This window comes from Bradyrhizobium ottawaense (assembly GCF_900099825.1).
Taxonomy (GTDB): Bacteria; Pseudomonadota; Alphaproteobacteria; order Rhizobiales; family Xanthobacteraceae; genus Bradyrhizobium; species Bradyrhizobium ottawaense_A.
In genome coordinates this window covers 480,342-502,533 of the sequence record NZ_LT629693.1, presented here as the reverse complement: position 1 = coordinate 502,533, position 22,192 = coordinate 480,342, and the positions used below count along the sequence as shown (strand labels likewise).

The following is a 22,192-nucleotide window of genomic DNA, read 5'->3' as shown; positions in this document are numbered from 1 at the left end:
CGTGATAGAATCGCCTAAGCTGGCGGAATGATCGGGCTGCTCTGTTTCGTTCTGGCCGTCCTGGCCTCGCCATTCAAGTCGAAGGTGCTGCTTGAAGCTGAGAACGCGGCGCTTCGACATCAGTTGATTGTCTTGAGGCGCAGGCTGCATGGTCGCGTCCGGCTCACGAACCATGATCGCTGGTTCTTTATCCAGCTGTATCGCTGGTTTCCGTCAATCCTACAGCTTCTCAAAATCATCCGGCCCGAGACGCTGGTGCGTTGGCATAGGGCCGGCTTTCGGTGCTACTGGCGTTGGAAGTCACGGCCATTGGGAGGGCGACCGCAGATCGAAACGAAGCTACGCGCGTTGATCCGGCGGATGAGCATGGAGAATCCGCTTTGGGGTGCGCCACGCATCCACGGCGAACTGCTCAAGCTTGGGTTTGAAGTCGCGCAGCCGAGCGTCGCCAAGTATATGGTCAAACGACGGGGGCCGCCCAGCCAGGGATGACGCATCTTCTTGCGTAACCACGCGCCAGACATTGCCGCCATGGACCTGTTCGTTGTCCCGACCATCGGTTTCGACTTGCTCTATGCTTTCGTCATCGTCCGGCTCCACCACAGAACCTGGTCTGGATCAGCGTCACAACAAACCCGACGGCAGAATGGATCGCACGCCAGCTAACCGAGGCATTCCCGTGGGATGAGACTCCGCACTACCTCATCCGCGATCGTGATCGCCTTTATGGTGCCGTCGTCACACGGCGATTGCGCGCCATGGGCATCCGGGACAGGCCTACCGCACCAGCCTCGCCTTGGCAGAATGGCTTTGCCGAACGGTTGATCGGGTCGATCCGCCGCGAATGCGTGGATCATATGATTGTCTTGGGCGAGGCCCACCTGCGCCGGATCCTGGAATCCTATTCTGGCTATTACAATCCTGTTTCATAACACCCATCCGCCTATGCGATTGAAGAGAAGAGGTTTTGCTGATCTGGATGCGATTCCGTGGGGTGATTTGGGTTCTGCCTCGCGCGATGAACGATGCGCTGAGCCGCCGGTTCGCCGAGCGTTGATCGGCTGAAGATCCACGGACCATCCGGCAGAGGATGACTCCCTTCGATTTCGCCCGCTTCGGCGGCGAGCCTGAGCGTCTTCGGTGCAATTCCGAGCAAACCCGCCGCCTTGTTCAGATTGAGCCATGGCTCGTTCCCATCCGGCGCCGGTCGAAAGACCGGGATCTTATGATGCGACCTGAGCGCGGTGACGCGCTCGCGTGTCCAGCGATTGCCGTGGCCGGTCACCAGGCCGTTCCGGTTGAGGATGCCGGCAATCAGATCATCATTGGCGATGAGAACCAGCTTGCGGATGGCGGCGAGCATGTCGGCGGAGATGCTGTTGCGCTGTCCGCGGCGACGCCTCTGCAGGCGCAGTTCGGTATGAACGCCGCCCATCCAATGGATCAGGAGAACGATCTCTGACGCTTCGTCATCGATATCGGCGACCACCTCGTGGATGACGGTGCGCACGATTCGCTTCTTGAGCCTCGCGTCGCTCGGCGGCGCCGACCAAACAGCCTTGAGATCAGCGGCCAGCGCGGCGACGTGTCCTGGCGAGCGTGATGGTTCCGATGTCGAGGCATCATGCGCGGCAATTCTGGTCTCGATCTCGCCTACACGTGTGAGCGCGCTGTTCCATCGCAACTCCAGTTCCGCCGCGATCAGCCGGTTCTGCGGATCGATGGCGTCATACTGTCGGAATGTCCGATCGGCGCGGTAGCGCGCCGCCTCGAGGTCGCGCGCCAGCGCATCACGAACCTGATCGCGGCGGCTGGCCGCTTGTGCTTCGGCCTCGACGGCCGCAGCTATCGCTGCCGGTTCGACAACCCGCAGAAGAGCTTCCTCGATGGCGTCGTCGACACGCAATCCTCCGAATGCGTTGCAGCGTGGCTCGCCATTGTCGAGCGAACCCCGCCAACAGGAATAGCGCGGAATGTTATGCTTGGTGCCTGTGTAGCGGACCTCAGCTTGCGTCCGCAACGCCGGCAGCGGACAAGGCCGGCGAGCAAAGCGTCGCCGTGCTTCGGCGCTCCGTGATGTCGGCCTGTGGGCAAGTTGTCGCTCACCATCTTGCGGATCGCCTCCGACCGCTCCCAGCTGACGTAACCCTCATGGACGCCTGGGATCAGCGCCAGCCATTCGGCTCGCGCCTTACGACGGCTCCTGGGTCGGATCACGCCTGCGGCTGCATCATATCCTGTCGCGACACGACTCTTACCATAGGCGTAGGCGCCGCCGTAGATCGGGTTCTCGATCATCCGGTGGATGGTGGTATAGTGCGGCCTGCGCCAGACCACGTCACCATTATGGCGCTTGGCGGGCAAGTCCAGCCCATGCTCGATGAACCAGAGCAGGGCTTGCCGGACACTGCCGAGTTCAGCCACCTTGTCGAAGACGAGGATGATGGCCTCCTGGACACGGCGATCGGGATCCTTCTCGAGCCTGTCGCCGACCTTCACGAAGCCGACCGGGGCAGCGACGATGAGTTCGCCGCGCCGGGCCTTCTCATAGCGGGCCGACAGGGAACGGTGGCGCAGAAGATCGAGCTCGTACTCGTTGAGGCTGCCCTTCAATCCCAGCAACAGCCGGTCGTTGCCCTGACGCGGCGCATAGACCGTCTCCTGATCGATCAGCACGGTATCGACGACGCGGCACATCTCGATGAGCTGCTGCCAGTCACGGCTGTTGCGGGCGAAACGCGAGACTTCCCGCGCCGCGACCGCACCGACCTTGCCCAGGCAGACCTCGGCCACCATTCGATCAAAGCCGGCGCGCGCGAAGCCGCCTGCCGCCGAGCGCCCGAGATCGTCATCGACCGTTTCGATGCGAGACCAGCCCAGCGCCGTCAGACGATCGCGCATCGCATATTGCAAGGCGCTGCTCTCGCGATTGTGGAGAACCTGATGGGCGGAGGACTGCCGTACATACAGGATCGCCTTTCGCTCCAGATGATGCGGCCTAATCTTCTCAGACATCATGACGCATCTCCTCCCGTCCCCGAGCGAGGTCGCCGTCGGCGTGACCGAAGATCAGGCGGACCATCAGCTTCGTCAGCGTATGGCGCGTCTCCGCGGGTAACGCCTGCCATTGCGGCGTCTGCGCCGCGGCGGTGGGCGGGTCGCAGAACAGATCGAACTGACGTGCATTTCTGTGAGGATGGCGGTGAGCGGTAGGCGGGCGCATGGACATCTCCCCGATTCGCGTCGTGAGAGCCCAATGCTGCGCTTGAATCCCGCAATTGCGATGGTGCGCCAGAAACCGACGTCACATTCTGCAGCAGCGTTGCCAAGGCGGTGAGCACCGCAATGTCAACATAGGGAGTGGCGCCAACACGCCATGTCGCGCGAGCCGCCCGATCAAACATCCAGGCCGGAATCTCCAGCCATCGCGCAGACGTCCGACCAGAGAGGCTGCAACGGAAAACCTCTCTGCCAGCCTTCTCAACCACCTCATGAATATGGACCAGGCAGCCGGCCCAAGGATGCCACGGATAAAGAAGCTCGTACTCCGTGATCCCGTGGGCGTTCCGTCGTCGTGTTGTACAATTGCGTCAGAACGCATCGATCCTTGAACAAGGATGCGCCGGTTTCTCGCCCAGTTCAGCTAACCGGTGTGATCAGTTCACGCGCCATCCTGGGCGGACTTCATCACCGCTACGCCCGCGTTTAAGTTGTCGGTACACACAGGCCGCTTTTGGCGGGCAAAGCAGTCGTTGAGGTTTGGATGTTAGAATCTCGCTGGCTCCCGCTAGCCGGACCTAGTCCAAATTTCCTTTTGATGGACTGGACCGTCCACATTGCGAGCACCAATCCAAAAGTATGGTTCTCAGAATAGCGAGCTTCCGACCGGCGATTACTATCTGCGTGAGCCGACGATTTGGTACCCAACCTGTCTCATGTTGGCTCAGCTTCGAGAGTCGACATCTTCAGCTCGCCCGTATTGAAATTGCTTTATAATTCTGATGGGCATTGCATTCTAATTCACAACCTCGGCGTCCTCTATCGGAACGGCGAGGTGACCGGGCCGGGCTTTTTTGGACCAAGCTGGGCTTGGAAAGGAGCTTGGGCCGGCGCCAATAGCATGCCGGCAGGTCGTTTTTTCTTCTTCAATATCATTGGTGGAATCTGCTGGGCGTGCCTCTTCGGCTTCGGTGCAAGCCCCACCCGGCAACCGCTGGAGCCGGAAGCAATCGGAGCAGTCATGGAGGTAACGAAGTGGCTGAAGCCCTCGATTAGCGTGTCACGAATTGGTGACAGCGCGAGTGTGCAGGCCGCAACGCGAGTGAGTGCGCCGGGAGACTGGCAAGGAGTATGTGGTGAAAGTCCACTGCGATGAAGGAGTAGCAACCCACGTCGCCCCCGATCCGTGCGCAGGCGTCCGCGAGGACGTCGGCGAAGCGTCGGTAGGGGAGCGTATAGGCCAGCCATTGAGCCGCGAAACCGTTATCAACCCGGTTGCCGACGTTGTTCACTTGACGGAAGGCAAAACCGGCAGGCGCGTTATTGCGAGCGCCTGTCGGATCCGGCGTGGTCTGAGACCCTGGCATGTACGGACGCTCCTTGTGCGGGAACCGGGAGATCTCTGGATCGGCCGTAGGCCCTGTTGGGGTCGGATGGTCCGTAGCGGGAAGGTGAGGAGCCGTAGCCGTTGATGCACGATTCAGAGAAGTCTGACTCCGGCATAGTAGTGACGAAGCCGACGAACAAAGCCGGGCGACCGGTGGCGGAGCCGGTGGAGCCAAGGCCGGGGACCAAGGGGAACGCGGATCAGCAAAGCACGCACCGGGCGCAGAGCCGGGCTCGCGTGACCCAGGCGCTGGGCCGTGTACGGCAAGCCGCAAGGCAGAGGAAGAAGGAGAAGTTCACCGCGCTCCTCCACCATATCAGTGTCGATACGCTCCGGACGGCGTTCTACGCGCTTAAGCGCAAAGCCGCCCCCGGTGTGGATGGTATGACGTGGCAGGACTACGAGGCGGACCTCGAACTCAGGATCGAGGATCTGCATGGACGGGTCCACCGAGGAGCCTATCGGCCGCAACCATCCCGCCGGGCCTACATAGACAAGGCGGATGGAAAACAACGGCCGTTAGCGATCGCCGCGCTTGAGGATAAGATCGTCCAGGGCGCGACCGTCATGGTGCTCAATGCTATCTACGAAGGCGACTTCGTCGGCTTCTCTTATGGGTTCCGACCCGGACGAGGACCGCATGATGCGTTGGACGCACTTTCGACCGCGATCAAAACAAGAAAGGTGAACTGGATACTTGACGCCGACATCCGGAACTTCTTTGGGGCTGTTAGCCAAGATTGGCTAGTTCGCTTCGTTGAACATCGGATCGGTGACAAGCGCATCATCCGCCTGATCCAGAAATGGCTGAGAGCGGGTATACTCGAAGATGGGGTCGTAACAGTTGATGACCGGGGAACTGGCCAAGGCTCGGTGGTCTCGCCGATCCTAGCCAATATCTACCTGCATTACTGCTTCGACCTCTGGGTTGAGCGCTGGAGACGGCAGGAGGCCCTGGGCGATATGATCGTCGTGCGATATGCCGACGATCTGGTTGTCGGCTTCGAGCATGAGGGCGACGCCCGTCGCTTCCTTGATGCGATGCATGACAGGCTCGGGGAATTTGCACTGTCGCTTCATCCGGACAAGACACGCTTGATTGAGTTCGGCCGCTTTGCTGCGAACGATCGCAAGCTGCGCGGGCTTGGAAAACCGGAAACCTTCGCGTTCCTGGGCTTCACCTTCATTTGTGGTCGATCTCGCCGCGGCAACTTCCAGCTTCAACGGAAGACCCGACGCGACCGCATGCGGCGGAAGCTTGGGGACATCAAGGCGGAGCTACTGCGCAGGATGCATCAGCCAATTCCAGAGCAAGGGAAATGGCTGAGGCAGGTCGTAGCTGGCCACTTCGCCTACTACGCGGTTCCGACAAACAGTCGGGCGCTCTCGGCGTTCCGGCATTATGTGACCGATCTCTGGCGACGAACGCTTCGGCGGCGCTGTCAGAAAGATGGGTTCACATGGGAACGCATGACGAAGTTGGTCGCTCACTGGCTCCCCCCGCCGCGTATCCTTCATCCCTGGCCTGACGACCGCTTTGACGTCAGACACCCAAGGTAGGAGCCGGATGCCTTAGTCGGGCGAGTCCGGATCTGTGCGGGGGGCGGCCAGCAATGGCCGTCCCTACCGCGATACGCCGAGCAAGCCTCGAAAAGGACGATGTATAGGCCGACCCGACTTCCATATCGGAGAAGGCTGAAATGGCTGGGCGAGTTGAGCGAAGATTACGCCCCGCCGCTACACCGGGTATTGGCGGCGGCATGTACACAAGGAAAGCGTACGCAACACGGGAAGCCCCATGGCGTGATCAGTGATGACCAACCGGACGCCCGCGAGGGACAGGCTGGGCGCCCTGGGGTGGCGGAGAGGTTCGCAGTACCGCTGAAGCCGGGTAACGCCGGTGGAGGGAAGGGACCTCAGTTTAAAACAGACGCAACAAGTGGTGAGGGATTTGGAGATTGGGCAACCTATCAACTCCGAAAACTGTTCAGAAACCGCGGAAGGCGTTGCACGGTAGCAACTGCGCGCCTGACGGGCCAGACGATCGGAGCAGCGCTCGCGGCACTTTGTTTTGGCCTCGTCGGTCGCGAGGCGGCCACGCTCGCGCCGGTGTTTGGCGCGGTATTTGCAGCGTTGGATGTGGGATGAGCGTCCTGCGTCTGGCCGCCACGCCGCAAAGCGGCGGGTAATCTTCTCGTAAATTCGTGATGGCTTGGATTTCGCGCCACGTCTGCAGGCGTGCAACCGAGTTTGCGAGGAACACCCGAACAAGCGCAGAACGAATTGAACGAAACATAGTATCCGCATGCAGCAATTTCGTCATGGCACTCACGAACGTGTGCATTCTCAGCGCAAGTGAAAGCCAAAGAGAATCCAGCTTTCTGAAACATAATTTAGTGGAACGGACAGATTGCGGGTCTATGACTTGGAGAGATTCAAACATGGAGATACCCAATGCGCGTGTTACCAGTACTTTGTGTTATGGGACTGCTGTCCACGGCCGCACTCGCCGCTCCGATGACACAGGATTCCGGTGCGCCTGTTGGCGATAACGAGAATTCGAAGACCGCCGGACCGGACGGGCCGGTGCTTCTGGAAGACTTTCACCTCATCGAGAAGCTCGCTCGGTTCGATCGTGAGCGGATCCCCGAGCGTGTGGTCCATGCACGCGGGACCGGAGCGCAGGGCGTGTTCGTTTCGTCAGAAGATTTCTCGCGCTACACGAAGGCGTCGCTGTTTGCGCAGCCGGGCAAGGAGACTCCGGTCTTCGTTCGTTTCTCGACCGTGATGGGCTACCGAGGTTCGGCCGAGGCCGCTCGCGATCCGCGTGGGTTCGCGGTCAAGTTCTATACCGATCAGGGCAATTGGGATGTGGTCGGCATCAACGAGCCGATCTTCTTCATCAGAGATGCGATCAAGTTCCCGGATTTTGTGCACGCCAACAAGCCGTCGGCAATCACCAACATCCAGGATCCGAATCTGGCCTTCGACTTCTTTTCCCGCACGCCAGAATCGACGCACATGCTGACGTATCTTTATTCGGATCTAATCGGCATGCCGGCAAGCTATCGCGAGATGGACGGGTTTGGCGTACATGCGTTCCGTCTCGTCAACGCGAAGGGGCAACAAATCTTCGCGAAGTTCCACTGGAGAAGCGTGCAGGGTCTCAAGGGCATGACCCTGGAACAGCAGCATGCCGCGGACCCGAACTATGCGACCCGCGATCTGTACAATAACATTCGCGAGGCTCATTTCCCGAAATGGGACCTCTACGTGCAGCTTCTGACAGCGGAGCAGATCGCGCAGCTTCCCTATGACGGCTTCGACGACACGAAGACCTGGGACAACGTGCCGGAAGTCAAGTTCGGCACCATGACCCTGAACAAGGTGCCGGATAATTACTTCCAGTACACTGAGCAATCGGCGTTTGCGCCGGGAGTCATGGTTCCCGGTATCGAGCCGTCTCCGGACAAGATGCTGCAGGGCCGCCTGTTCGCATACGCTGACACGCAGCGGTATCGCATTGGGACGAACTATCAGGAACTGCCGGTCAATCGCCCGCTGGTGAAGGTCGCCAATAACAATCAAGACGGAAGCATGAGTTCAGCTCCGCGGGTTGGCGAAGTGAACTATGAGCCTTCCACTGCGAAGCAGGTGGGTGCTGTCACTCCCCAGCCGTCCTTCAGGTTGAGCGAATACCCGGTGTCCGGCGTGGCGCAGCAGACGGCGATCGCCAAGACGGACGATTTCAGTCAGGCCGGTGAGCTATGGCGGTCCTACAGCAAGCAGGATCAAAGCAATCTTGTTAAGAACTTGGCGTCTGATCTGGATCAGGTCCGCGACCATGGGGTGAAGGCCCGGCAGGTCAGCTACTTCTATAAGGCCGACCGCGACTATGGCACGCGACTGGCGGAAGCGACCCATCTGGACGTGGACGAGGTTGCCGCCCTTGCCGCCAAGGAAGTGTCGCACTGAAACCAGCAAGGGCTGCAACGCCGGTTCAGCCAGGAGTGAATGAGCTGCCGCGGGAAGCCGGGGCAGCGATTGTGAAGGAATCGTGATGTCACGTATGTCAAACGCTTTTCTGATCGCGGCGCTGTTGCTCGTTCCCGCCGCATTAACGGCCCCGGCCCCGGCATCGGCGTTCGTTCGCCTCGCCGAGACGCAGGACCGCGCTGCAAGTTCTTCCGTGAACGATTTCGACAACCCGAGCCAGGATCACATCAAGGCGCTATTTTTCGATGCCGCCCGACAGGGGCGCGACGACCTGCTCGACGGTCTGATCCAGTCCGGGATGAAGCCGGACGAGCGGGACGCGAAGGGCTATACGGCACTGATTCTCGCCGCGTACAACGGTCAGGCTAAAACCGTCGACTTTCTGATTGAGAAGGGAGCAAGTCCCTGCACAACGGATTCCAAAGGCAACAGCAGTCTGATGGGTGTTGCGTTCAAGGGGGAAACCAAAATCGCACAGCGCCTGATCGTCGCCCACTGTGATGTAAATGCGCGCAACGACGAGGGCCAGACGGCTCTGATGATGGCAGCCATGTTCGGGCGCACGGATGTCGTAAAGCTGCTGCTTGTGAACGGCGCGAACCCTGAGCTTCGGGACAAGGCCGGCAACACGGCTGTGAGTCTGGCGCAGCAACAAGCCAACCCGCAGATGATTGCCCTGCTCACACAAGCCGCCAAGGGTCGGTGATCCACTGATCGCACGACGCGGGTATGCTCGAACGGGAGCCGGGTAGGTAGGCATTGAGACTCAGCAGAGCGTGATCGCAAGAAGCGTCCAGCGCCTTAGCGTAAAGGTCACAAGCAGCCAGGGCGAAATCGCCATGCCGATGATCTCGGCCGACACATACAGGCTTTCGATCCAGGTTCCGGCATCGTGGCTGATCCCGAGTGCATCGCGGACGTCGTTCAGCGCGACCGATGTAACCTGGTCGTTGAACTCGGACGTCATTGCGGCGATGAGAACGCCACAAAGTCCAAGGAACGGCTTGATATCCATGGGCTACGACAACTCATTCTCAATCAGCCGTGATCTATCCTGGCTTATGAAGTGGCGCGTGCGTAGCCAGTCTTGCGAGTCAATAATAGCGATGGCGAAGACGCAAGAACATTAAATCCGTTTTTAATCGACCCTTCCGCCACGGCGTATCATGCTCTGTGGGAGCACGATCATTGCGAGCTGGTATGACAGGAGAAGCGAAATGACGCTGGCAGTTGAGAAGACGTTTGCCGTCGAGGGAATCCGCATCCCCGACAGTAGTCTCGCCCGAGAGATCACGGATTTGGTCCGGGATACCGAGTCCGCACTGCTGTTTCACCATTCGAGTCGCGTCTACTACTGGGGTGCGCTCGCTGGAAAGCGCCGCTCGCTCAAGTTCGATCGCGAGCTTCTCTATGCGGGTGCGATGTTTCACGATATGGGCCTGACACCGGCGCACTGCAGTGCCCATGAGCGCTTCGAAGTGGACGGCGCAAACGCCGCCCGCGATTTCCTCCGCAGTCGCGGCATTTCGAAACACGACATCGATACGGTTTGGACGGCTATAGCTCTGCATACGACGCCGGGCATCCCGCAGCACATGCACCCGGTCATCGCCCTGGTGACGGCCGGCGTCGAGATGGATGTGCTCGGGCTTGCCTATGCCGAATACAGCGACGCTGAACGCGAAGCGGTCGTGCACGCGCATCCGCGTACCGAACACTTCAAGGAAGACATCATTCAGGCGTTCTACGACGGCATCAAACACAAGCCCGAGACAACATTCGGCAACGTCAAAGCCGACGTGCTCGCGGAAAAGGACCCGGCTTTCAGGCGCGGAAATTTCTGCAGCGTTATCCGCGGATCGGCCTGGCCTGGCGGTCTGCGCCGGCCCGACCGTCCGGAGTAAAACCCAAAGATAGCCAAGGGAGATTGCAGATGGCGTCCAATTCCAACCGCGGCGTAGTTTACCTCAAACCAGGCCACGTCGAAGTTCAGAACATCGATTTTCCGGCTTTCCGCAACCCGGCAGGGAGGTCGATCGACCACGGTGTCATCCTGAGGGTCGTAACGACGAATATCTGTGGCTCCGACCAGCACATGGTCCGGGGCCGCACGACGGCACCTGCCGGCATGGTGCTCGGACACGAGATTACCGGCGAGGTGATCGAGAAAGGCCGTGACGTCGAGTACCTCAAGATCGGTGACCTCGTATCGGTTCCCTTCAACGTCGCATGCGGCCGATGCCGGACCTGTCGGGAAGGCGACACTGGCGTCTGCCTCCACGTCAACTCCGACCGGGCCGGAGGTGCCTTTGGATATGTCGATATGGGCGGATGGATCGGCGGGCAGGCCAAGTACGTGATGGTGCCCTATGCAGATTTCAACCTGCTGAAATTTCCGGACAAGGCGCATGCGATGGAGAAGATCCGTGACCTGACCTGCCTTTCCGACATCCTGCCGACGGGATTTCACGGAGCCGTCACTGCCAAGGTCGGCGTTGGATCGACGGTCTACGTTGCCGGCGCAGGGCCGGTCGGCCTCGCGGCCGCAGCGTCTGCCCGCATCCTTGGCGCGGCAGCAGTGCTGATCGGAGACATGAACCAGGAACGGCTCGCGCACGCCAGGAATGTTGGCTTCGAACCGATCGATCTCACCAGGCACGATCGCTTGGGCGAGCTGGTCGCCGACGTGCTCGGCGTTCCTGAAGTCGATTGCGCGATCGACTGTGTCGGCTTCGAAGCAAAGGCGCAAGGAACCGATGGCAAGGTCGTCGAAGCGCCTGCTGTTGTGTTGAACGGCCTGATGGAGATCACCCGGGCAGCCGGCGCAATCGGCATTCCCGGCCTGTACGTGACAGACGATCCCGGCGCCAAGGAGCAGGCAGCGAAGCAGGGCAACCTTAACCTGCGCCTTGGTCTCGGCTGGGCAAAGTCGCATGCCCTCCATACCGGCCAGACGCCGGTGCTGAAATACAATCGTCAGCTCATGCAGGCGATACTCTGGGACAGGCTGCCCATCGCCAAGATCGTCAATGTCAAGGTGATTGATCTTGAGCAGGCGCCTGAGGGTTACAAATCATTCGACGCCGGCGTCGCAAGCAAGTTCGTCATCGACCCGCACGGGCAACTTGCCAAAGCGGCCTGATCGCCGATTTCGTATCGCCAAAACGGCACCGTGGACCCTGGAGCGTCCACGGTGCCGACTGTACAGGGGCGAGGTAGAATTCAGGATAAGAGGCGCGAAATGGGCCTCATTCGGCAGGCAGCGGAGCAGCTCGTTTCCCGCCCCGGCACTTCCCCCTGCTAGTGGGCGAGTAGAGCATTTCATTTGCCACGACTATCGCGTGGGGTATGAGATCCGCGATTGACGGCAGTACAAGTTACTGCGGCGTATCGGCCTCTCTCTCGATTCTCACGTCTCTCTCCATTTCGAGGCACGTCTGCAACTCAACATAGCTCGGGGTACCGTCGATGTTGGTTTCCCCGTTGCACTGGATGATAGCCCTGGGACTAAATTGCATCCATTCAGCCTCCAGTTGTTTGCGTGCCTGCACCTCATCGTCGGTGCATCGTTGTTGCATTTCCTTTGTGTCGCCTTCTTCCCTGCACTCCCGCGCGATATCGAATTGCGGAACGGCGTTGCCGACAGCGATGGGGTGCAAGGAAGCCAGGATAACGATCGGCAGGTGGATCAGCATTTGTTGTTCTCCTGGGCTGCATGATGTGGTTCGGTCTGCCGCGGCAGCCGGCGAGCATCTATGATTTGCGCCGAGACGAGCGTTGAAAGTCTTGCGCAGGCTTAGTTCCTCGACCGCGCGCAAAGCTCCGGCGCATCGTAGTGTCTGGTTCTTAAAGGCTCGAGTTAAGTGCTAGAAGAAAGTCGGACTGACAGAATATCAATGCCAGCCCGACCTCTTCGAGCGCGGTAACGGAAGCGCTCAGTACGGACCGATATCGATCCGGATTTGACGCTTGGCACCAGCGAACTGCCAGGCCGGTCCTCGATCCGGACGGATCAATTAACTGACGCGGGTTCGCAAGGGGCGCCGTTATCCCAGGGCTGCGTGGCAAATGCGCCCACGGCCGGAGCCGGGATGCAGGCACGCCCGTCAACGTCACGCGCGTCGGACGTCGTGGTCACATTGGCCTGGTGTCGCGAAGTTACATGGCTCTCGCGAGCCATGGCGGGAGTTGCGAGCGTGGCTGCGGTGATCAGTGCAGCCGACAGAAGTTTAAGCGTGGTCATTCGATTTCTCCATTGGATATGAAAAGCCAATAACGTTTGGCTCCTCTGTGGAAATGGAGCGGCGATCGACTAGTGAAAGTAACAATTACTCACCTCGTTTCAACGCCGCGTGAGGTCGCGCGTCGCGCGTCATTCGATCACGAACGTGGCGCTGCTAGTGAAGTTAAGCTTGCCAGCGCGCGCTCGGTTCCGGCGCAACAGCCATTCGTTGAGCTCCACTATGGCGCTGAAGATGCGCGCGGCAAGATCGACGACTGCTGCATGTTAAAAGTCTATTTAGAAATCTAAAACGCGTTTTAGTGGAGACCCGGCGGTGAGCAACCATGTTGCGGGCAAGCCTCCGAACGTCGTTCCGTCTTTCCAGAAGTTTCGTCGGGGCTACCGTTTCAAGAATATCCTCAGGGGAAACCCTGGAACGGATTGCTCGCTGCATTCAAAGGAGAAGTTCAATGACTACAATCAAGCTCCTGTCCGCGGGATTGATCGCGGTCGCCATGCTCGCAACCCCCGCCATGGCTCGCGAGAATTACGTAGCCAACGGGCACTTCGCAGGAGAAGCCAATACGAGCGTCTTCCGCGCCGCCCGCTATAGTGACGGCCGTGTCCACATGCCGGCGCCGCGCGTCAAAGCATTGCCGGCGCCACCGGACGGCGAAAATTGCGACGTCGGCGATAACCCGTTTATATGCTGAAAGCGCGGGCAGTGGGTCGGTCTGGCCAGATGAACGCAATTCGCGGGCAGTCATTGGCGCATTCGTTGAACACAGCGTGCGGCGCCGGCATTCTGTTGTAGTGCTTGCCCGCAAGCCCTCGAAGGCTGGAAAGCGGCGCGTCAAAAAAACTCTGGGTGAAAAAGCGCGACGCGGCTCAAGCATCCAGATGATTACCGTTTTGTCGGCCGGTCTATGGGGCCTGATCTACTCTCAATATCAATTCGAAATTCTAAACTGGTTTTTAATTGAGAACGTGTCGACCGGCGACCATTGTAGAAATTGACCTCCGGCCTTTGTTCCGATGCAGGAAGTTCGCTGGGGGCGACCCCCCAAAGAAGATGCCTGGGAAACTCAACAGCGTAGTCGTGAGAAAAGCGGCGCACGCAGCGGCTGACTACGTCCGGAGGTAAAGATGGTTCTGTTTTCACGCTCCTTTGTCCGCAAACGCATGATCTCGCTGGCCACCACGGCGTCAGTCGCGGCGACATCGTTCGCCCTTGCGGACGATCCGGCGAGGACGGATCACGTCCGTGGAACGATGCCGATCCAGCATGTGGCGGACCGGCCCGATCATTCCGGGGAGCAGCTGTTCTTGTCGGAGAACGACGCCAGCATGCGCAAGATGATGGCCGACATGATGGTCAAGCCGACTGGCGATGTCGACCATGATTTCGTTGCCATGATGGTGCCTCATCATCAAGGCGCGGTCGATATGGCGAAGGCCGAACTCAGCTACGGGCATAACGTGCAGCTTCGTCGGCTGGCTCAGGAGATCGTTGCGACGCAGCAGCAGGAGATCACGGCAATGCGGAATGCCGTGGCCGACGGGCAATCCGTCGCAACGCAATCTATCGCCCATGACGGAATGAAGATGTCTCGATAGCGCGGTCCGGTCGCAGGGTGTTTTTGCCGGCTGCTCTGCAAGGATAGATCATGGGTATTGTTCGTTTTGCGCTGAGGTTCCCGCATACATTCTATGTGCTGGCAGCCCTGATCCTGTTTCTCGGTGTCGCCGCCATCCGATCGATGCCGACCGATATTTTTCCCGAGATTCGCATTCCGGTGGTCACTGTCATATGGCAGTACACCGGCCTCACCACGTCGGAAATGGAACAGCGCGTCAGTACCTACAGCCAATCATCGCGAACGCTTCGTGCCCTCGTAAAATTCAATTTAGTGGTCTCGGAGGAATGCGAATCTACATGAGCGTCAGGCGCATAGGCGATCAGCCGTCACCTTGTTCGTGCCTTCGATCCGCCGCGCCCGGCGCAAGCGCTTCCGCTCGCAACCTGCAAGTTCAGAGTCATCCAATGAAAACGGTCTGGATCTACGTCACCGACTATGGGCGCATCGGCGATGAAGATTGGGTTAAGGTGTTTTCCTCCAGCGATGCGGCCGACGAGTGGCTGGAACAAAACGATCCGGAAGGTGTCGCTTGGGAATACCCCATCCATGATAACGTGACGGGGCCACTGCAATGAACCGCATCGAAAGGGTGCTTAGACGGGGCGGTCAGTTGGGCTAGTATTGCGTCGACCGCCTCCGTGTCCTGGATCACGCCCGTGATCGTGGAGATGCGTGCGAACGCGGCATGGCGCATTCCGATGCTGCGCATGCAGAAGGTGATTTCACTTTCCTTGAGTCGTCAATTTCTTTGAGTCGGCCGACCCAGCAGACGCGATTAGTGCATAAACCCATCCGTCAGTGTTTGCATGAAGAGAACGAGCGCGTCCTCCTCTGCATCCGACAAACCCAAACGACCAACTTTGCTCGTGTTCATGTTGGCGGTCGACTCCGGCGCCGGCCAGCAGATCGTGCCTTCGCCCGGATCGTGGGGCTGGCAGCGCGGCAGCACATCGCGCGTGTTGTAGAAATGCACTATCTGCTTCAGGCTGGTAAAATACCCATTATGCCCGTAGGCCTTCACGAAGGCCGGATCAGGCCGCTTGTCCACGTTGCGCAGTGTGGGCACCTGTATTCGCGCCTGGTTGTCCGGTGCCAGCTTGAGCCATCGCGCGTCGACCGCCGAGGGCTGGCTGAGCAGATGTCCGCTGCTGAGAAAAGTACCGACACCCCCATCGACGAAGGACGATCCCATTGGATTGGCGACGTAGCCCAACGCGTCGGGCCGGTCTTCGCTATAGTAGGGAAGCCTCGGGTTGGCGGGAGTGCCGATATTGCTGGCGGTGAAGTCTGTGAATAGCGGGTCCTCACCTGGCCCACCGTCGCGGTGACATTCATTGCATCGCGCCTTGCCTCGGAACAGATCGTAGCCCTGCTGCTCCTGCGGCGTAAACTGCGCTTGCTTGGCGAGCACCGCGTCGAATTTCGAAGTGAACGACGTCACCTCGGCCGAGGCTTCATAGCCGGCGATCGACTGCGCCATCTGATCGAAGGTCGCGCTGGCGCGGCCGCGATCGATCGGGCTCAGGTGGACCGGCAACGGATCGGCCGCGGCCGCCGGCCCAGGCCTGTTGCAGACTTGCTCGATGTCGCCTGGCCACGCAATCGCAAAACTCTGCGGACCCCATACGCCCTCGAACAGGGGGCGATAGGGCCGCTGCGAGACGCGATAGACCGCGCATGCGATCTCGGGCAGCCCCATCTCCACGGGATTGGTAGGCGGACCTTGCGCCTGCTCGGCGGCCGGATTGCCGAGCCGGCGTCCCGTCGCGCGCATGTCCCAGAAATTGCCGCCGACGAGGTCGCCCTGCCCGGGATTGTAGTGCAGCACGGGCGACAGCGGCGCGTAGGCGTGCGATTGTGGTTTGCGGTCGCTGAAACGCGTGCGCACCGAACCAGGGTAAGCGCCCGTGGTTCGGTTCAACTCCGACACCGGACCTGTAAAGCCGGTCTCTGGCATGTGGCAAAAGGCGCAAGCCTCGTTGCGGTTTACCGACAAATCCTTGTCATACAGCATCAGCTTGCCGAGCAATTCCACCTGCTGAATCTGATTGTCCGGCGGCGCCGCAAGCCGTTCGATCGCTTGCGCCTCGATAAGGTCAATCTTGGCCTCGACGTTCGCAATTTCCTGCAACGCCTCAGGCGAGAGGTTTGAGCTACCCTCCGCCGCGCCGGGCGCGTCCGCGCCCATAGTGACTGCGAGTACCGCCGCCGCGATCGAAAAAATTGCGCTCTGTGTTTTCATATCGGATCCCTCAAGCCGACCCTGAATAGCCTGCGCGTCTACATTGTAGGAGTTTGCAACACTTCGTGCCAATAGCCGACACGCACATCGCCACCGGGCATCGGCATCGCGGTTGTCAGCTCATGCCGCCGCTCGAACAATGCGCGCGGCCCTGATCTCGTCGAGGAGATCATCCACGCCTGCCAGCGCAAAGCGCAGCGTGGCCTCGTCGACGATGCGCCCGTCGCTGACCTTTTCATGCACGCTCCCGATCACGATCTGGGGCCGAAGCACGGGACGCGCCGGGATCGATGCGAGCGTCTCGTTCATTTGCTGCTGCGCACGCACGCCACCAGTGAAGGCGGGCGAGGTCGTCATCGTCAGTACCGGCTTGCTCCTTAGCACCGAACATCCATAAGGCCGGGAGGCCCAGTCGAGCGCGTTCTTCAGGACGCCGGACATGCCGTGATTGTACTCGGGCGATACCATGATCACACCATCCGTTGTCTCGATGGCTGAACGCAGGGCGCGCACCGATTCCGGCGCGTGCTCACCATCGTCATCCTCGTTGTAGAGCGGCAACCCATGCAGGGAGAAAATGTCGAGCACAGCCTTGGGCGCAAGTGCGTCCTGAAGACCGCGCAGCACCGCGGTGCCGTTGGAGGCCCGGCGCAGGCTGCCGGAGAGGCCGAGAAGGCGGAGTTGGGTCATCGGGTGCAGTTCTAGATGGCTTGGATTTCAGTTCGCGACCCGACGAACATCACGACAGCGCAGGTCAGCTCAAGTAAATTCGATTTTAATATTCGACTTTCGAATGCTCACCGGTTCCTGAAGCGATCTTGCCTTTGGGTCAATCGCGTCGTTCTTAGCGCGCCCCGCAGACTTCCGGCCTTCCGGTGCCGGCGCGCGGGAACGGCGCGCGGATCATGAACATATTCGCCGAGGGCGGGCAGTTCATATGTCTCCAAACGCATTTCTTCGGGTCCGCCGTAGCGGTGAAACTGAATTCGCTGCATTGAAGACTCTCGGCCGATCAGGCCGCCCCTCGTTTTTAGGCAGCCGTCAGGGCCGAGACGTCGGCCAAAGCGGTTTCGAGTGCGAGCTTGCGCTGTTCGGGGCCGAGGCCGACGCCTTCGGCACGAACGAACGCGGCGTCGCTGATGCCGATGAACCCGAAGAAACTCGTCAGGAATGTTTCCTGATGATCCATAAAGGCCATCGGAGACGAGGCGGTGTACAATCCACCGCGAGAAGAGGCGATGATCAGCTTCTTACCGCCCGCGAGACCTGCCACGCCGGTCGCGGTGTATTTGAACGTCTTGCCGGGCGAGGCAAGGCAATCAATCCAGGCCTTTAACTGGCTGGGAATCCCGAAATTGTACATCGGAGCCCCGAGCACGACGATGTCGGCCGCGAGGAACTCATCGAGCACGACGTTGGTTTCGGAGAATTCAGCCTGCGTCGATGCATCGACCTTGGCACCGCCCTGCACGGCGGCAGCCACCATTTCGACGATGTGGCCGGCTAGCGCTCCGGCCTCATACAGCGCCTTCATCTTGGCGAATAGGATGGTGGGCGACTGGTGCGGGACGGGCGCTATCGCCAGATCGCGATAGGTGATTTCGAGACCCGGTGTGGTCTGCTTCAGACGGGCGACAATACTCGCCGTAAGTTGCCGGCTGACCGACTGACTGCCGGATATGCTGGAATCGATGTGTAAGAGCTTCATATCTGGTCCCTTGATACCTGCGGGTGTGAGAGCTACATCGGTCAGAGCCGCTTACGGAATAACCGCTAGGAACATTTTGTTCGTTGCTCTAAGATGCATCCTGGCGAAAATTGCACAAGGAGGCACTATTTTGAGCGATACGCACATCGATGTGTGCGAAGGGGGCCACTCCCCCGAGGAGCGCCGCGCGTTCGCAGACATATTGGCACATATCGGCGACAAGTGGACCGTGCTGGTGGTCGGCGTGCTCGCGCACGGACCGATGCGTTACAGCCAGATCTTCAAGCTGGTCGAGGGTATCTCGCAACGCATGCTGACGCTGACGCTGAAGAGCCTAGAGCGCGATGGCCTCGTCACGCGAACGGTTTACCCGACGAATCCGCCACGGGTTGATTATGAACTGACCGAACGCGGAAAAACGCTGATTGTGCCCTTACACCTGCTCTGGACGTGGGCTCAGGCCAACCGCACTGCAATCGAGGGTACCCGCCGCGACTTCGATCGACAGCGCAGCAAGGATGGGGCAGCTGCCTAATTTGGCGTGACGCATCGTTCACCCAGATCGGAAGATTTCGATCATCAACAGGGCCGCACTGAAAGTCCCGCGCCGAGGTGTCAACGTGTGAAACGGCGCATAACCTGACATCGCCTCTTTCGGCCGTCTGCTTGCGTTCCAACGGATTAAGAGGGACGGCGGCATGCAGCGGAAACCACCGTTCACCTGCCGAGGGCTGTGGGTAGAGTGTCCTGCGTTACCGCCGTCGGCCAAGTCGAGGCACCCTCTCGCCGCAGTGTCACGCGGCAGCCCGGCTTGGCATCTTCGATGACGAGATCGAGGCCGTGCAGCCTGGCCACGGCCGCCACGAGGCTGAGCCCCAGTCCACTCCCAGGGGTGTGGCGGCTCCTCTCTGCGCGATAGAAGCGCCGCAGGACAGCCTCGCGCTCCTCTGCGGCAGCGGCGACCGAGCGACCCGGACCGACCAGGTCCGGAATCGTCGAAGCCGCCCTCGAACGATTTCTTCAACCAGATGTTGATGTCGAGGATACCTCATCCGTAGCTCATCAGCTCGGTTCGTTGAAGAACCAACTTGATAGCCTTTCTCAAGAGCTGCGAGCCGTGAATGAGATCGTCGCTCTTCATGCGCGGTTTACCCTTGCCATGGCGCCGATGCCGTCAGCCGCGGCGCAGAGCGAAGCTTGTAAACGCGGATCAGCACGCTTCGATGAATTTGTATCGCAGGTCGAGCGGCGCGTGCAGTCGGGCACATCGCTGCTGCAGGAAACGTTGGATCGGCTAAGTGCGAGAGGCAGCAAAGGCGATTTCGGAGTAGGAGCGTCGGACGTCAGCGCTTCCTTCGCCAAGCCGTCCATGCCTGACGAAGCCTCATCACATCCCGCTGCCGCACCGGAAGGCGGCACGGAATCAGCTCTCCAGGATGGGACAATTTCTCGCGACAAGCGTCTTGGTCAGATCCTCGATGCAATCGAATCCCGTTCGTTTCGCCAAAGATCAGGACGGACTATAGACCAAACTGGCACCTCGATCTCTCGAGCACCAGCGTTCACGTTATTCGCATTCCTCGCGAAAAATAGATCGCTGCTGCTGCGGGTGTTTTTGCCGTTCGTCGCTGCCTATTATCTGTCGTTTCTGTTTCGGACCATCAACGCCACCATGTCGGAGACCCTGACGTCGGAATTTGGCCTCTCAGCCGGGGATCTTGGACTTCTAACTTCGGTCTATTTTCTTACCTTCGCAATCGCCCAGATCCCGATCGGTATCTTATTGGACCGATATGGCCCAAGACGCATCCAAAGCACGTTGTTGTTGGCCGTGGCGGTTGGTGCAGCGTTATTTGCGGTCGCGGATAATTTCCCGCTATTGCTCGCCGGACGGGCGGTGATTGGTTTGGGCGTCGCCGCCGCTTTGACGGCTGGGTTGAAAGCTCTCGTCATCTGGTTTCCCAAAGAACGCGTTCCGCTCTTGAATGGTGTGATGATCATGCTGGGCGCTTTGGGCGCTGTCACGGCGACATTGCCCGCGGATGCGCTTCTCGCTGCAGTCGGTTGGCGCATGATCTTTGAATTGTCCGCCGTATTGGCAGCTTGCTGCGCAGCCGTGATTTATTTTGTTGTACCCGAAGCGTCGGTCGCGTCCGTTGTAAGCGGGCCAACCGCCCTCGGGTTGAGGACAATTTACTCCGACTGCCGGTTCTGGCGCCTGGCGCCGCTTTCGGCGGGCTGCATCGGCACCGCGTGGGCGCTGCAAGGACTGTGGGCCGCACCCTGGCTTGCCGATGTCGAGGCGCTCGACCGGCCGACCGTGATGCGACATCTGTTTATCATGGCGATCGCGTTGAGCCTGGCGGCGCTGCTAATGGGTCTGGCGGCTGACCGGCTGCGTCGACGAGGCGTAGATCCTAAAGTCGCCCTTGGCGTCGTTGGAGCCGTCTTCATTTTGGTTCAAATGGCCTTGATCGTCCGACTGCCTCTGCCTTCATACTTCGCCTGGGCGGTCGTCGCCTCGTATCGGGCTAATGCGTCGCCGCTGCCGTAGATCCACATCGGCTCGCCACATTCGCTTGGGCCGTGGTCGGTCATGCAGGCCGCGCTCCAGGGCGGTGCCGCGACTTCAAGGCCTCCGGTTCCGTGTGCCTGTGCCCGTGGTCTGCTCTTGTTGGTTCGTTCGTGGGCCGTCGCCGGTGTCACCAGTGACGATATGAGCAACAGCGCGGCAATAACCTGCATGGCCTTCATGGTCTGGTTCCTTTGCGTGTGAATATCGTTCCAACGTTTCGGCGGTTAGCAGCTTCGGCAAACGCCTCTCATCTTTCGGTCGACGAACCTGTGGCATCACCGCGCCGAATCGGCGGTTGAGCCAGACGCATTCGCAGTCGCGAACGAAGCCCGCTCGGCGGAAAGAACGACGCAAACCCTTTTCCGATCCAGCCCCCTTATTGCGCCGGTCACCTTGAGCACCTTACCCGCCGGGCAGCCGGTCTTCTCGACGAAGGCGATCTGATAGGGCGCGAGCACCAGAGGCTCGGACCTCAGGACAGTTTGGGCAGCGCATAGCGGTGCCACTGCGGTAACAATCAACGCCAACGCTAAGTTCTTGATAACCACGGTACGCTCCTCTCCAATCAACGCGAAATTGTTTCGCATAGAGGCCGAGAATTTGATCGTTAGGCTAGCCGCATCCGACTTTTCGATTTGCGTCCAACCTCGCCACAACTGCTTCTTAAAAAAAAAAGTCATTTTTGGTTTCGGGCGTCGCGCGCCATTTCCAAACAGGCCAGCAGCCCGACGTAGCGTGCGAAACCGCCGATCGTCGCCTTAACCCTGCATCTGCCGACAAACTGAGTCCAATCGGTCTCAAGCTGCGAATGTGCATTAGCGTCGGACGCGGCGCTATTGGACGATGGTGTCGCCGATACCTTGGCATCGGGCAAAAGTCGGCCGGCTATCGACGGAGCTGCCATCCCCTGGAAGCGCGGCAACGGCCATGTCGTCCAGATCGCGAACGAGAATGGTCGACAGCGCGAAATTGCCACGTGTCCCTGTACTGCGCTAGGAGCGCATGGCGTCCGATGCCGATAACACACGCTCACGTTTTCCAATCGCGCCGTACACGGCCGCCGTTCATCCGGAAGCGCCTGGTTTAGGCCGAAACGCGACGTGAATTGCGCAGCGGGTCGCGGAAGCCCCGCGTCGCGGCTGTTGCCGTGATCAAAGCGATGCCGAGGCCACCCAAATCCAGCACAACAGCCTTGCGACTTCG

23 protein-coding genes and 1 pseudogene are annotated in these 22,192 nt (G+C 59.8%); 14 read left to right on the top strand and 10 right to left on the bottom strand.

Annotation, left to right across the window (positions count from 1 at the left end):
* The first annotated feature begins 27 nt into the window (after positions 1-27).
* Both BLR13_RS41305 and BLR13_RS42505 read left to right on the top strand, forming a co-directional pair.
* Complete coding sequence (locus tag BLR13_RS41305) at positions 28-492, top strand: hypothetical protein (protein ID WP_074827935.1); 465 nt, start codon at positions 28-30, stop codon at positions 490-492.
* Positions 493-758: 266 nt separating this feature from the next.
* Positions 759-932, top strand: coding sequence for an integrase core domain-containing protein (locus BLR13_RS42505; protein ID WP_197679511.1), 174 nt, complete (start codon positions 759-761; stop codon positions 930-932).
* A gap of 11 nt (positions 933-943) precedes the next feature.
* Here BLR13_RS42505 and BLR13_RS41490 read toward each other — a convergent pair whose 3' ends face one another.
* The 3 genes from BLR13_RS41490 to BLR13_RS02455 all read right to left on the bottom strand — a co-directional run bounded on the left by BLR13_RS41490 (position 944) and on the right by BLR13_RS02455 (position 3,223).
* Positions 944-1,510 (bottom strand): recombinase, encoded by a 567-nt coding sequence (locus tag BLR13_RS41490; RefSeq protein WP_244525061.1) that lies wholly within the window; start codon positions 1,508-1,510, stop codon positions 944-946.
* Between the two features lie 335 nt (positions 1,511-1,845).
* The gene (locus tag BLR13_RS41485) at positions 1,846-3,015 is read right to left on the bottom strand and encodes a recombinase family protein (protein WP_244525213.1); all 1,170 of its coding nucleotides are present in this window, start codon (positions 3,013-3,015) and stop codon (positions 1,846-1,848) included.
* Entirely contained in the window at positions 3,008-3,223 is a 216-nt protein-coding gene (locus BLR13_RS02455; protein ID WP_074832053.1) for a hypothetical protein, read from the bottom strand. Before BLR13_RS02455 ends, BLR13_RS41485 begins: the two co-directional genes overlap by 8 nt.
* Positions 3,224-4,843: 1,620 nt before the next feature.
* Between BLR13_RS02455 and ltrA the strand changes: the two genes are divergently transcribed.
* The 3 genes from ltrA (at position 4,844) to BLR13_RS02430 (ending at position 9,308) form a co-directional block, all read left to right on the top strand.
* Positions 4,844-6,166 carry a group II intron reverse transcriptase/maturase gene (gene ltrA, locus BLR13_RS02445; RefSeq protein WP_433994233.1) on the top strand — a complete coding sequence of 441 codons (1,323 nt, stop codon included), beginning with the start codon at positions 4,844-4,846 and terminating at the stop codon, positions 6,164-6,166.
* Between the two features lie 894 nt (positions 6,167-7,060).
* Positions 7,061-8,581, top strand: coding sequence for a catalase (locus BLR13_RS02435; RefSeq protein WP_074827939.1), 1,521 nt, complete (start codon positions 7,061-7,063; stop codon positions 8,579-8,581).
* A gap of 85 nt (positions 8,582-8,666) precedes the next feature.
* Complete coding sequence (locus tag BLR13_RS02430) at positions 8,667-9,308, top strand: ankyrin repeat domain-containing protein (protein ID WP_197679510.1); 642 nt, start codon at positions 8,667-8,669, stop codon at positions 9,306-9,308.
* A 60-nt stretch (positions 9,309-9,368) separates the two neighbouring features.
* Here the strand turns inward: BLR13_RS02430 and BLR13_RS02425 are convergent, their stop codons facing one another.
* Positions 9,369-9,617, bottom strand: coding sequence for a hypothetical protein (locus BLR13_RS02425; RefSeq protein WP_074827941.1), 249 nt, complete (start codon positions 9,615-9,617; stop codon positions 9,369-9,371).
* A gap of 202 nt (positions 9,618-9,819) precedes the next feature.
* Here BLR13_RS02425 and BLR13_RS02420 point away from each other — a divergent pair, with 202 nt between their 5' ends.
* Both BLR13_RS02420 and fdhA read left to right on the top strand, forming a co-directional pair.
* Complete coding sequence (locus BLR13_RS02420) at positions 9,820-10,506, top strand: HD domain-containing protein (RefSeq protein WP_074827942.1); 687 nt, start codon at positions 9,820-9,822, stop codon at positions 10,504-10,506.
* 29 nt (positions 10,507-10,535) lie between these two features.
* On the top strand, positions 10,536-11,744 hold the full coding sequence (fdhA, locus tag BLR13_RS02415) for a formaldehyde dehydrogenase, glutathione-independent (RefSeq protein ID WP_074827944.1): 1,209 nt from the start codon (positions 10,536-10,538) through the stop codon (positions 11,742-11,744).
* Positions 11,745-11,979: 235 nt separating this feature from the next.
* Here fdhA and BLR13_RS02410 read toward each other — a convergent pair whose 3' ends face one another.
* Positions 11,980-12,297 (bottom strand): hypothetical protein, encoded by a 318-nt coding sequence (locus BLR13_RS02410; protein WP_074827946.1) that lies wholly within the window; start codon positions 12,295-12,297, stop codon positions 11,980-11,982.
* A gap of 620 nt (positions 12,298-12,917) precedes the next feature.
* On the opposite strand from BLR13_RS02410, the gene BLR13_RS39835 reads away from it, so the two are divergent.
* From BLR13_RS39835 to BLR13_RS41015, 5 genes and pseudogenes are all read left to right on the top strand, one after another.
* Entirely contained in the window at positions 12,918-13,133 is a 216-nt protein-coding gene (locus tag BLR13_RS39835) for a hypothetical protein (RefSeq protein ID WP_143039809.1), read from the top strand.
* Between the two features lie 161 nt (positions 13,134-13,294).
* Positions 13,295-13,537, top strand: coding sequence for a hypothetical protein (locus tag BLR13_RS02400; protein ID WP_074827951.1), 243 nt, complete (start codon positions 13,295-13,297; stop codon positions 13,535-13,537).
* 433 nt (positions 13,538-13,970) lie between these two features.
* Positions 13,971-14,441 carry a DUF305 domain-containing protein gene (locus BLR13_RS02395; RefSeq protein ID WP_074827953.1) on the top strand — a complete coding sequence of 157 codons (471 nt, stop codon included), beginning with the start codon at positions 13,971-13,973 and terminating at the stop codon, positions 14,439-14,441.
* A 50-nt stretch (positions 14,442-14,491) separates the two neighbouring features.
* Positions 14,492-14,701: pseudogene (locus BLR13_RS02390) on the top strand (efflux RND transporter permease subunit); the annotation flags it as partial.
* A 167-nt stretch (positions 14,702-14,868) separates the two neighbouring features.
* Positions 14,869-15,039 (top strand): hypothetical protein, encoded by a 171-nt coding sequence (locus BLR13_RS41015; protein ID WP_168213110.1) that lies wholly within the window; start codon positions 14,869-14,871, stop codon positions 15,037-15,039.
* Positions 15,040-15,239: 200 nt separating this feature from the next.
* Here the strand turns inward: BLR13_RS41015 and BLR13_RS02385 are convergent, their stop codons facing one another.
* The 3 genes from BLR13_RS02385 to BLR13_RS02375 form a co-directional block, all read right to left on the bottom strand.
* Complete coding sequence (locus BLR13_RS02385; RefSeq protein WP_079586876.1) at positions 15,240-16,652, bottom strand: cytochrome-c peroxidase; 1,413 nt, start codon at positions 16,650-16,652, stop codon at positions 15,240-15,242.
* A 174-nt stretch (positions 16,653-16,826) separates the two neighbouring features.
* The gene (locus BLR13_RS02380; RefSeq protein WP_074827956.1) at positions 16,827-17,396 is read right to left on the bottom strand and encodes an NADPH-dependent FMN reductase; all 570 of its coding nucleotides are present in this window, start codon (positions 17,394-17,396) and stop codon (positions 16,827-16,829) included.
* 340 nt (positions 17,397-17,736) lie between these two features.
* Entirely contained in the window at positions 17,737-18,414 is a 678-nt protein-coding gene (locus BLR13_RS02375; RefSeq protein ID WP_074827959.1) for an FMN-dependent NADH-azoreductase, read from the bottom strand.
* A 130-nt stretch (positions 18,415-18,544) separates the two neighbouring features.
* On the opposite strand from BLR13_RS02375, the gene BLR13_RS02370 reads away from it, so the two are divergent.
* Positions 18,545-18,949, top strand: coding sequence for a winged helix-turn-helix transcriptional regulator (locus BLR13_RS02370; protein WP_074827961.1), 405 nt, complete (start codon positions 18,545-18,547; stop codon positions 18,947-18,949).
* A gap of 182 nt (positions 18,950-19,131) precedes the next feature.
* Here the strand turns inward: BLR13_RS02370 and BLR13_RS41475 are convergent, their stop codons facing one another.
* Positions 19,132-19,398: an ATP-binding protein gene (locus BLR13_RS41475; RefSeq protein WP_433994272.1), complete on the bottom strand. Its 267-nt coding sequence runs from the start codon at positions 19,396-19,398 to the stop codon at positions 19,132-19,134.
* 133 nt (positions 19,399-19,531) lie between these two features.
* On the opposite strand from BLR13_RS41475, the gene BLR13_RS02365 reads away from it, so the two are divergent.
* The gene (locus BLR13_RS02365) at positions 19,532-20,968 is read left to right on the top strand and encodes an MFS transporter (RefSeq protein ID WP_244525059.1); all 1,437 of its coding nucleotides are present in this window, start codon (positions 19,532-19,534) and stop codon (positions 20,966-20,968) included.
* A 296-nt stretch (positions 20,969-21,264) separates the two neighbouring features.
* Here BLR13_RS02365 and BLR13_RS02360 read toward each other — a convergent pair whose 3' ends face one another.
* The gene (locus tag BLR13_RS02360; protein WP_244525058.1) at positions 21,265-21,669 is read right to left on the bottom strand and encodes a hypothetical protein; all 405 of its coding nucleotides are present in this window, start codon (positions 21,667-21,669) and stop codon (positions 21,265-21,267) included.
* Positions 21,670-22,192: the final 523 nt, after the last annotated feature.

Coding starts and splice junctions, on each gene's coding strand:
- BLR13_RS41305 (WP_074827935.1), top strand. CDS start 28: ATGATCGGGCTGCTCTGTTTCGTTCTGGCCGTCCTGGCCTCGCCATTC.
- BLR13_RS42505 (WP_197679511.1), top strand. CDS start 759: ATGGGCATCCGGGACAGGCCTACCGCACCAGCCTCGCCTTGGCAGAAT.
- BLR13_RS41485 (WP_244525213.1), bottom strand. CDS start 3,015: ATGTCTGAGAAGATTAGGCCGCATCATCTGGAGCGAAAGGCGATCCTG.
- BLR13_RS02455 (WP_074832053.1), bottom strand. CDS start 3,223: ATGCGCCCGCCTACCGCTCACCGCCATCCTCACAGAAATGCACGTCAG.
- BLR13_RS02435 (WP_074827939.1), top strand. CDS start 7,061: ATGCGCGTGTTACCAGTACTTTGTGTTATGGGACTGCTGTCCACGGCC.
- BLR13_RS02430 (WP_197679510.1), top strand. CDS start 8,667: ATGTCACGTATGTCAAACGCTTTTCTGATCGCGGCGCTGTTGCTCGTT.
- BLR13_RS02425 (WP_074827941.1), bottom strand. CDS start 9,617: ATGGATATCAAGCCGTTCCTTGGACTTTGTGGCGTTCTCATCGCCGCA.
- BLR13_RS02420 (WP_074827942.1), top strand. CDS start 9,820: ATGACGCTGGCAGTTGAGAAGACGTTTGCCGTCGAGGGAATCCGCATC.
- fdhA (WP_074827944.1), top strand. CDS start 10,536: ATGGCGTCCAATTCCAACCGCGGCGTAGTTTACCTCAAACCAGGCCAC.
- BLR13_RS02410 (WP_074827946.1), bottom strand. CDS start 12,297: ATGCTGATCCACCTGCCGATCGTTATCCTGGCTTCCTTGCACCCCATC.
- BLR13_RS02400 (WP_074827951.1), top strand. CDS start 13,295: ATGACTACAATCAAGCTCCTGTCCGCGGGATTGATCGCGGTCGCCATG.
- BLR13_RS02395 (WP_074827953.1), top strand. CDS start 13,971: ATGGTTCTGTTTTCACGCTCCTTTGTCCGCAAACGCATGATCTCGCTG.
- BLR13_RS41015 (WP_168213110.1), top strand. CDS start 14,869: ATGAAAACGGTCTGGATCTACGTCACCGACTATGGGCGCATCGGCGAT.
- BLR13_RS02385 (WP_079586876.1), bottom strand. CDS start 16,652: ATGGGCGCGGACGCGCCCGGCGCGGCGGAGGGTAGCTCAAACCTCTCG.
- BLR13_RS02380 (WP_074827956.1), bottom strand. CDS start 17,396: ATGACCCAACTCCGCCTTCTCGGCCTCTCCGGCAGCCTGCGCCGGGCC.
- BLR13_RS02375 (WP_074827959.1), bottom strand. CDS start 18,414: ATGAAGCTCTTACACATCGATTCCAGCATATCCGGCAGTCAGTCGGTC.
- BLR13_RS02360 (WP_244525058.1), bottom strand. CDS start 21,669: ATGACTTTTTTTTTTAAGAAGCAGTTGTGGCGAGGTTGGACGCAAATC.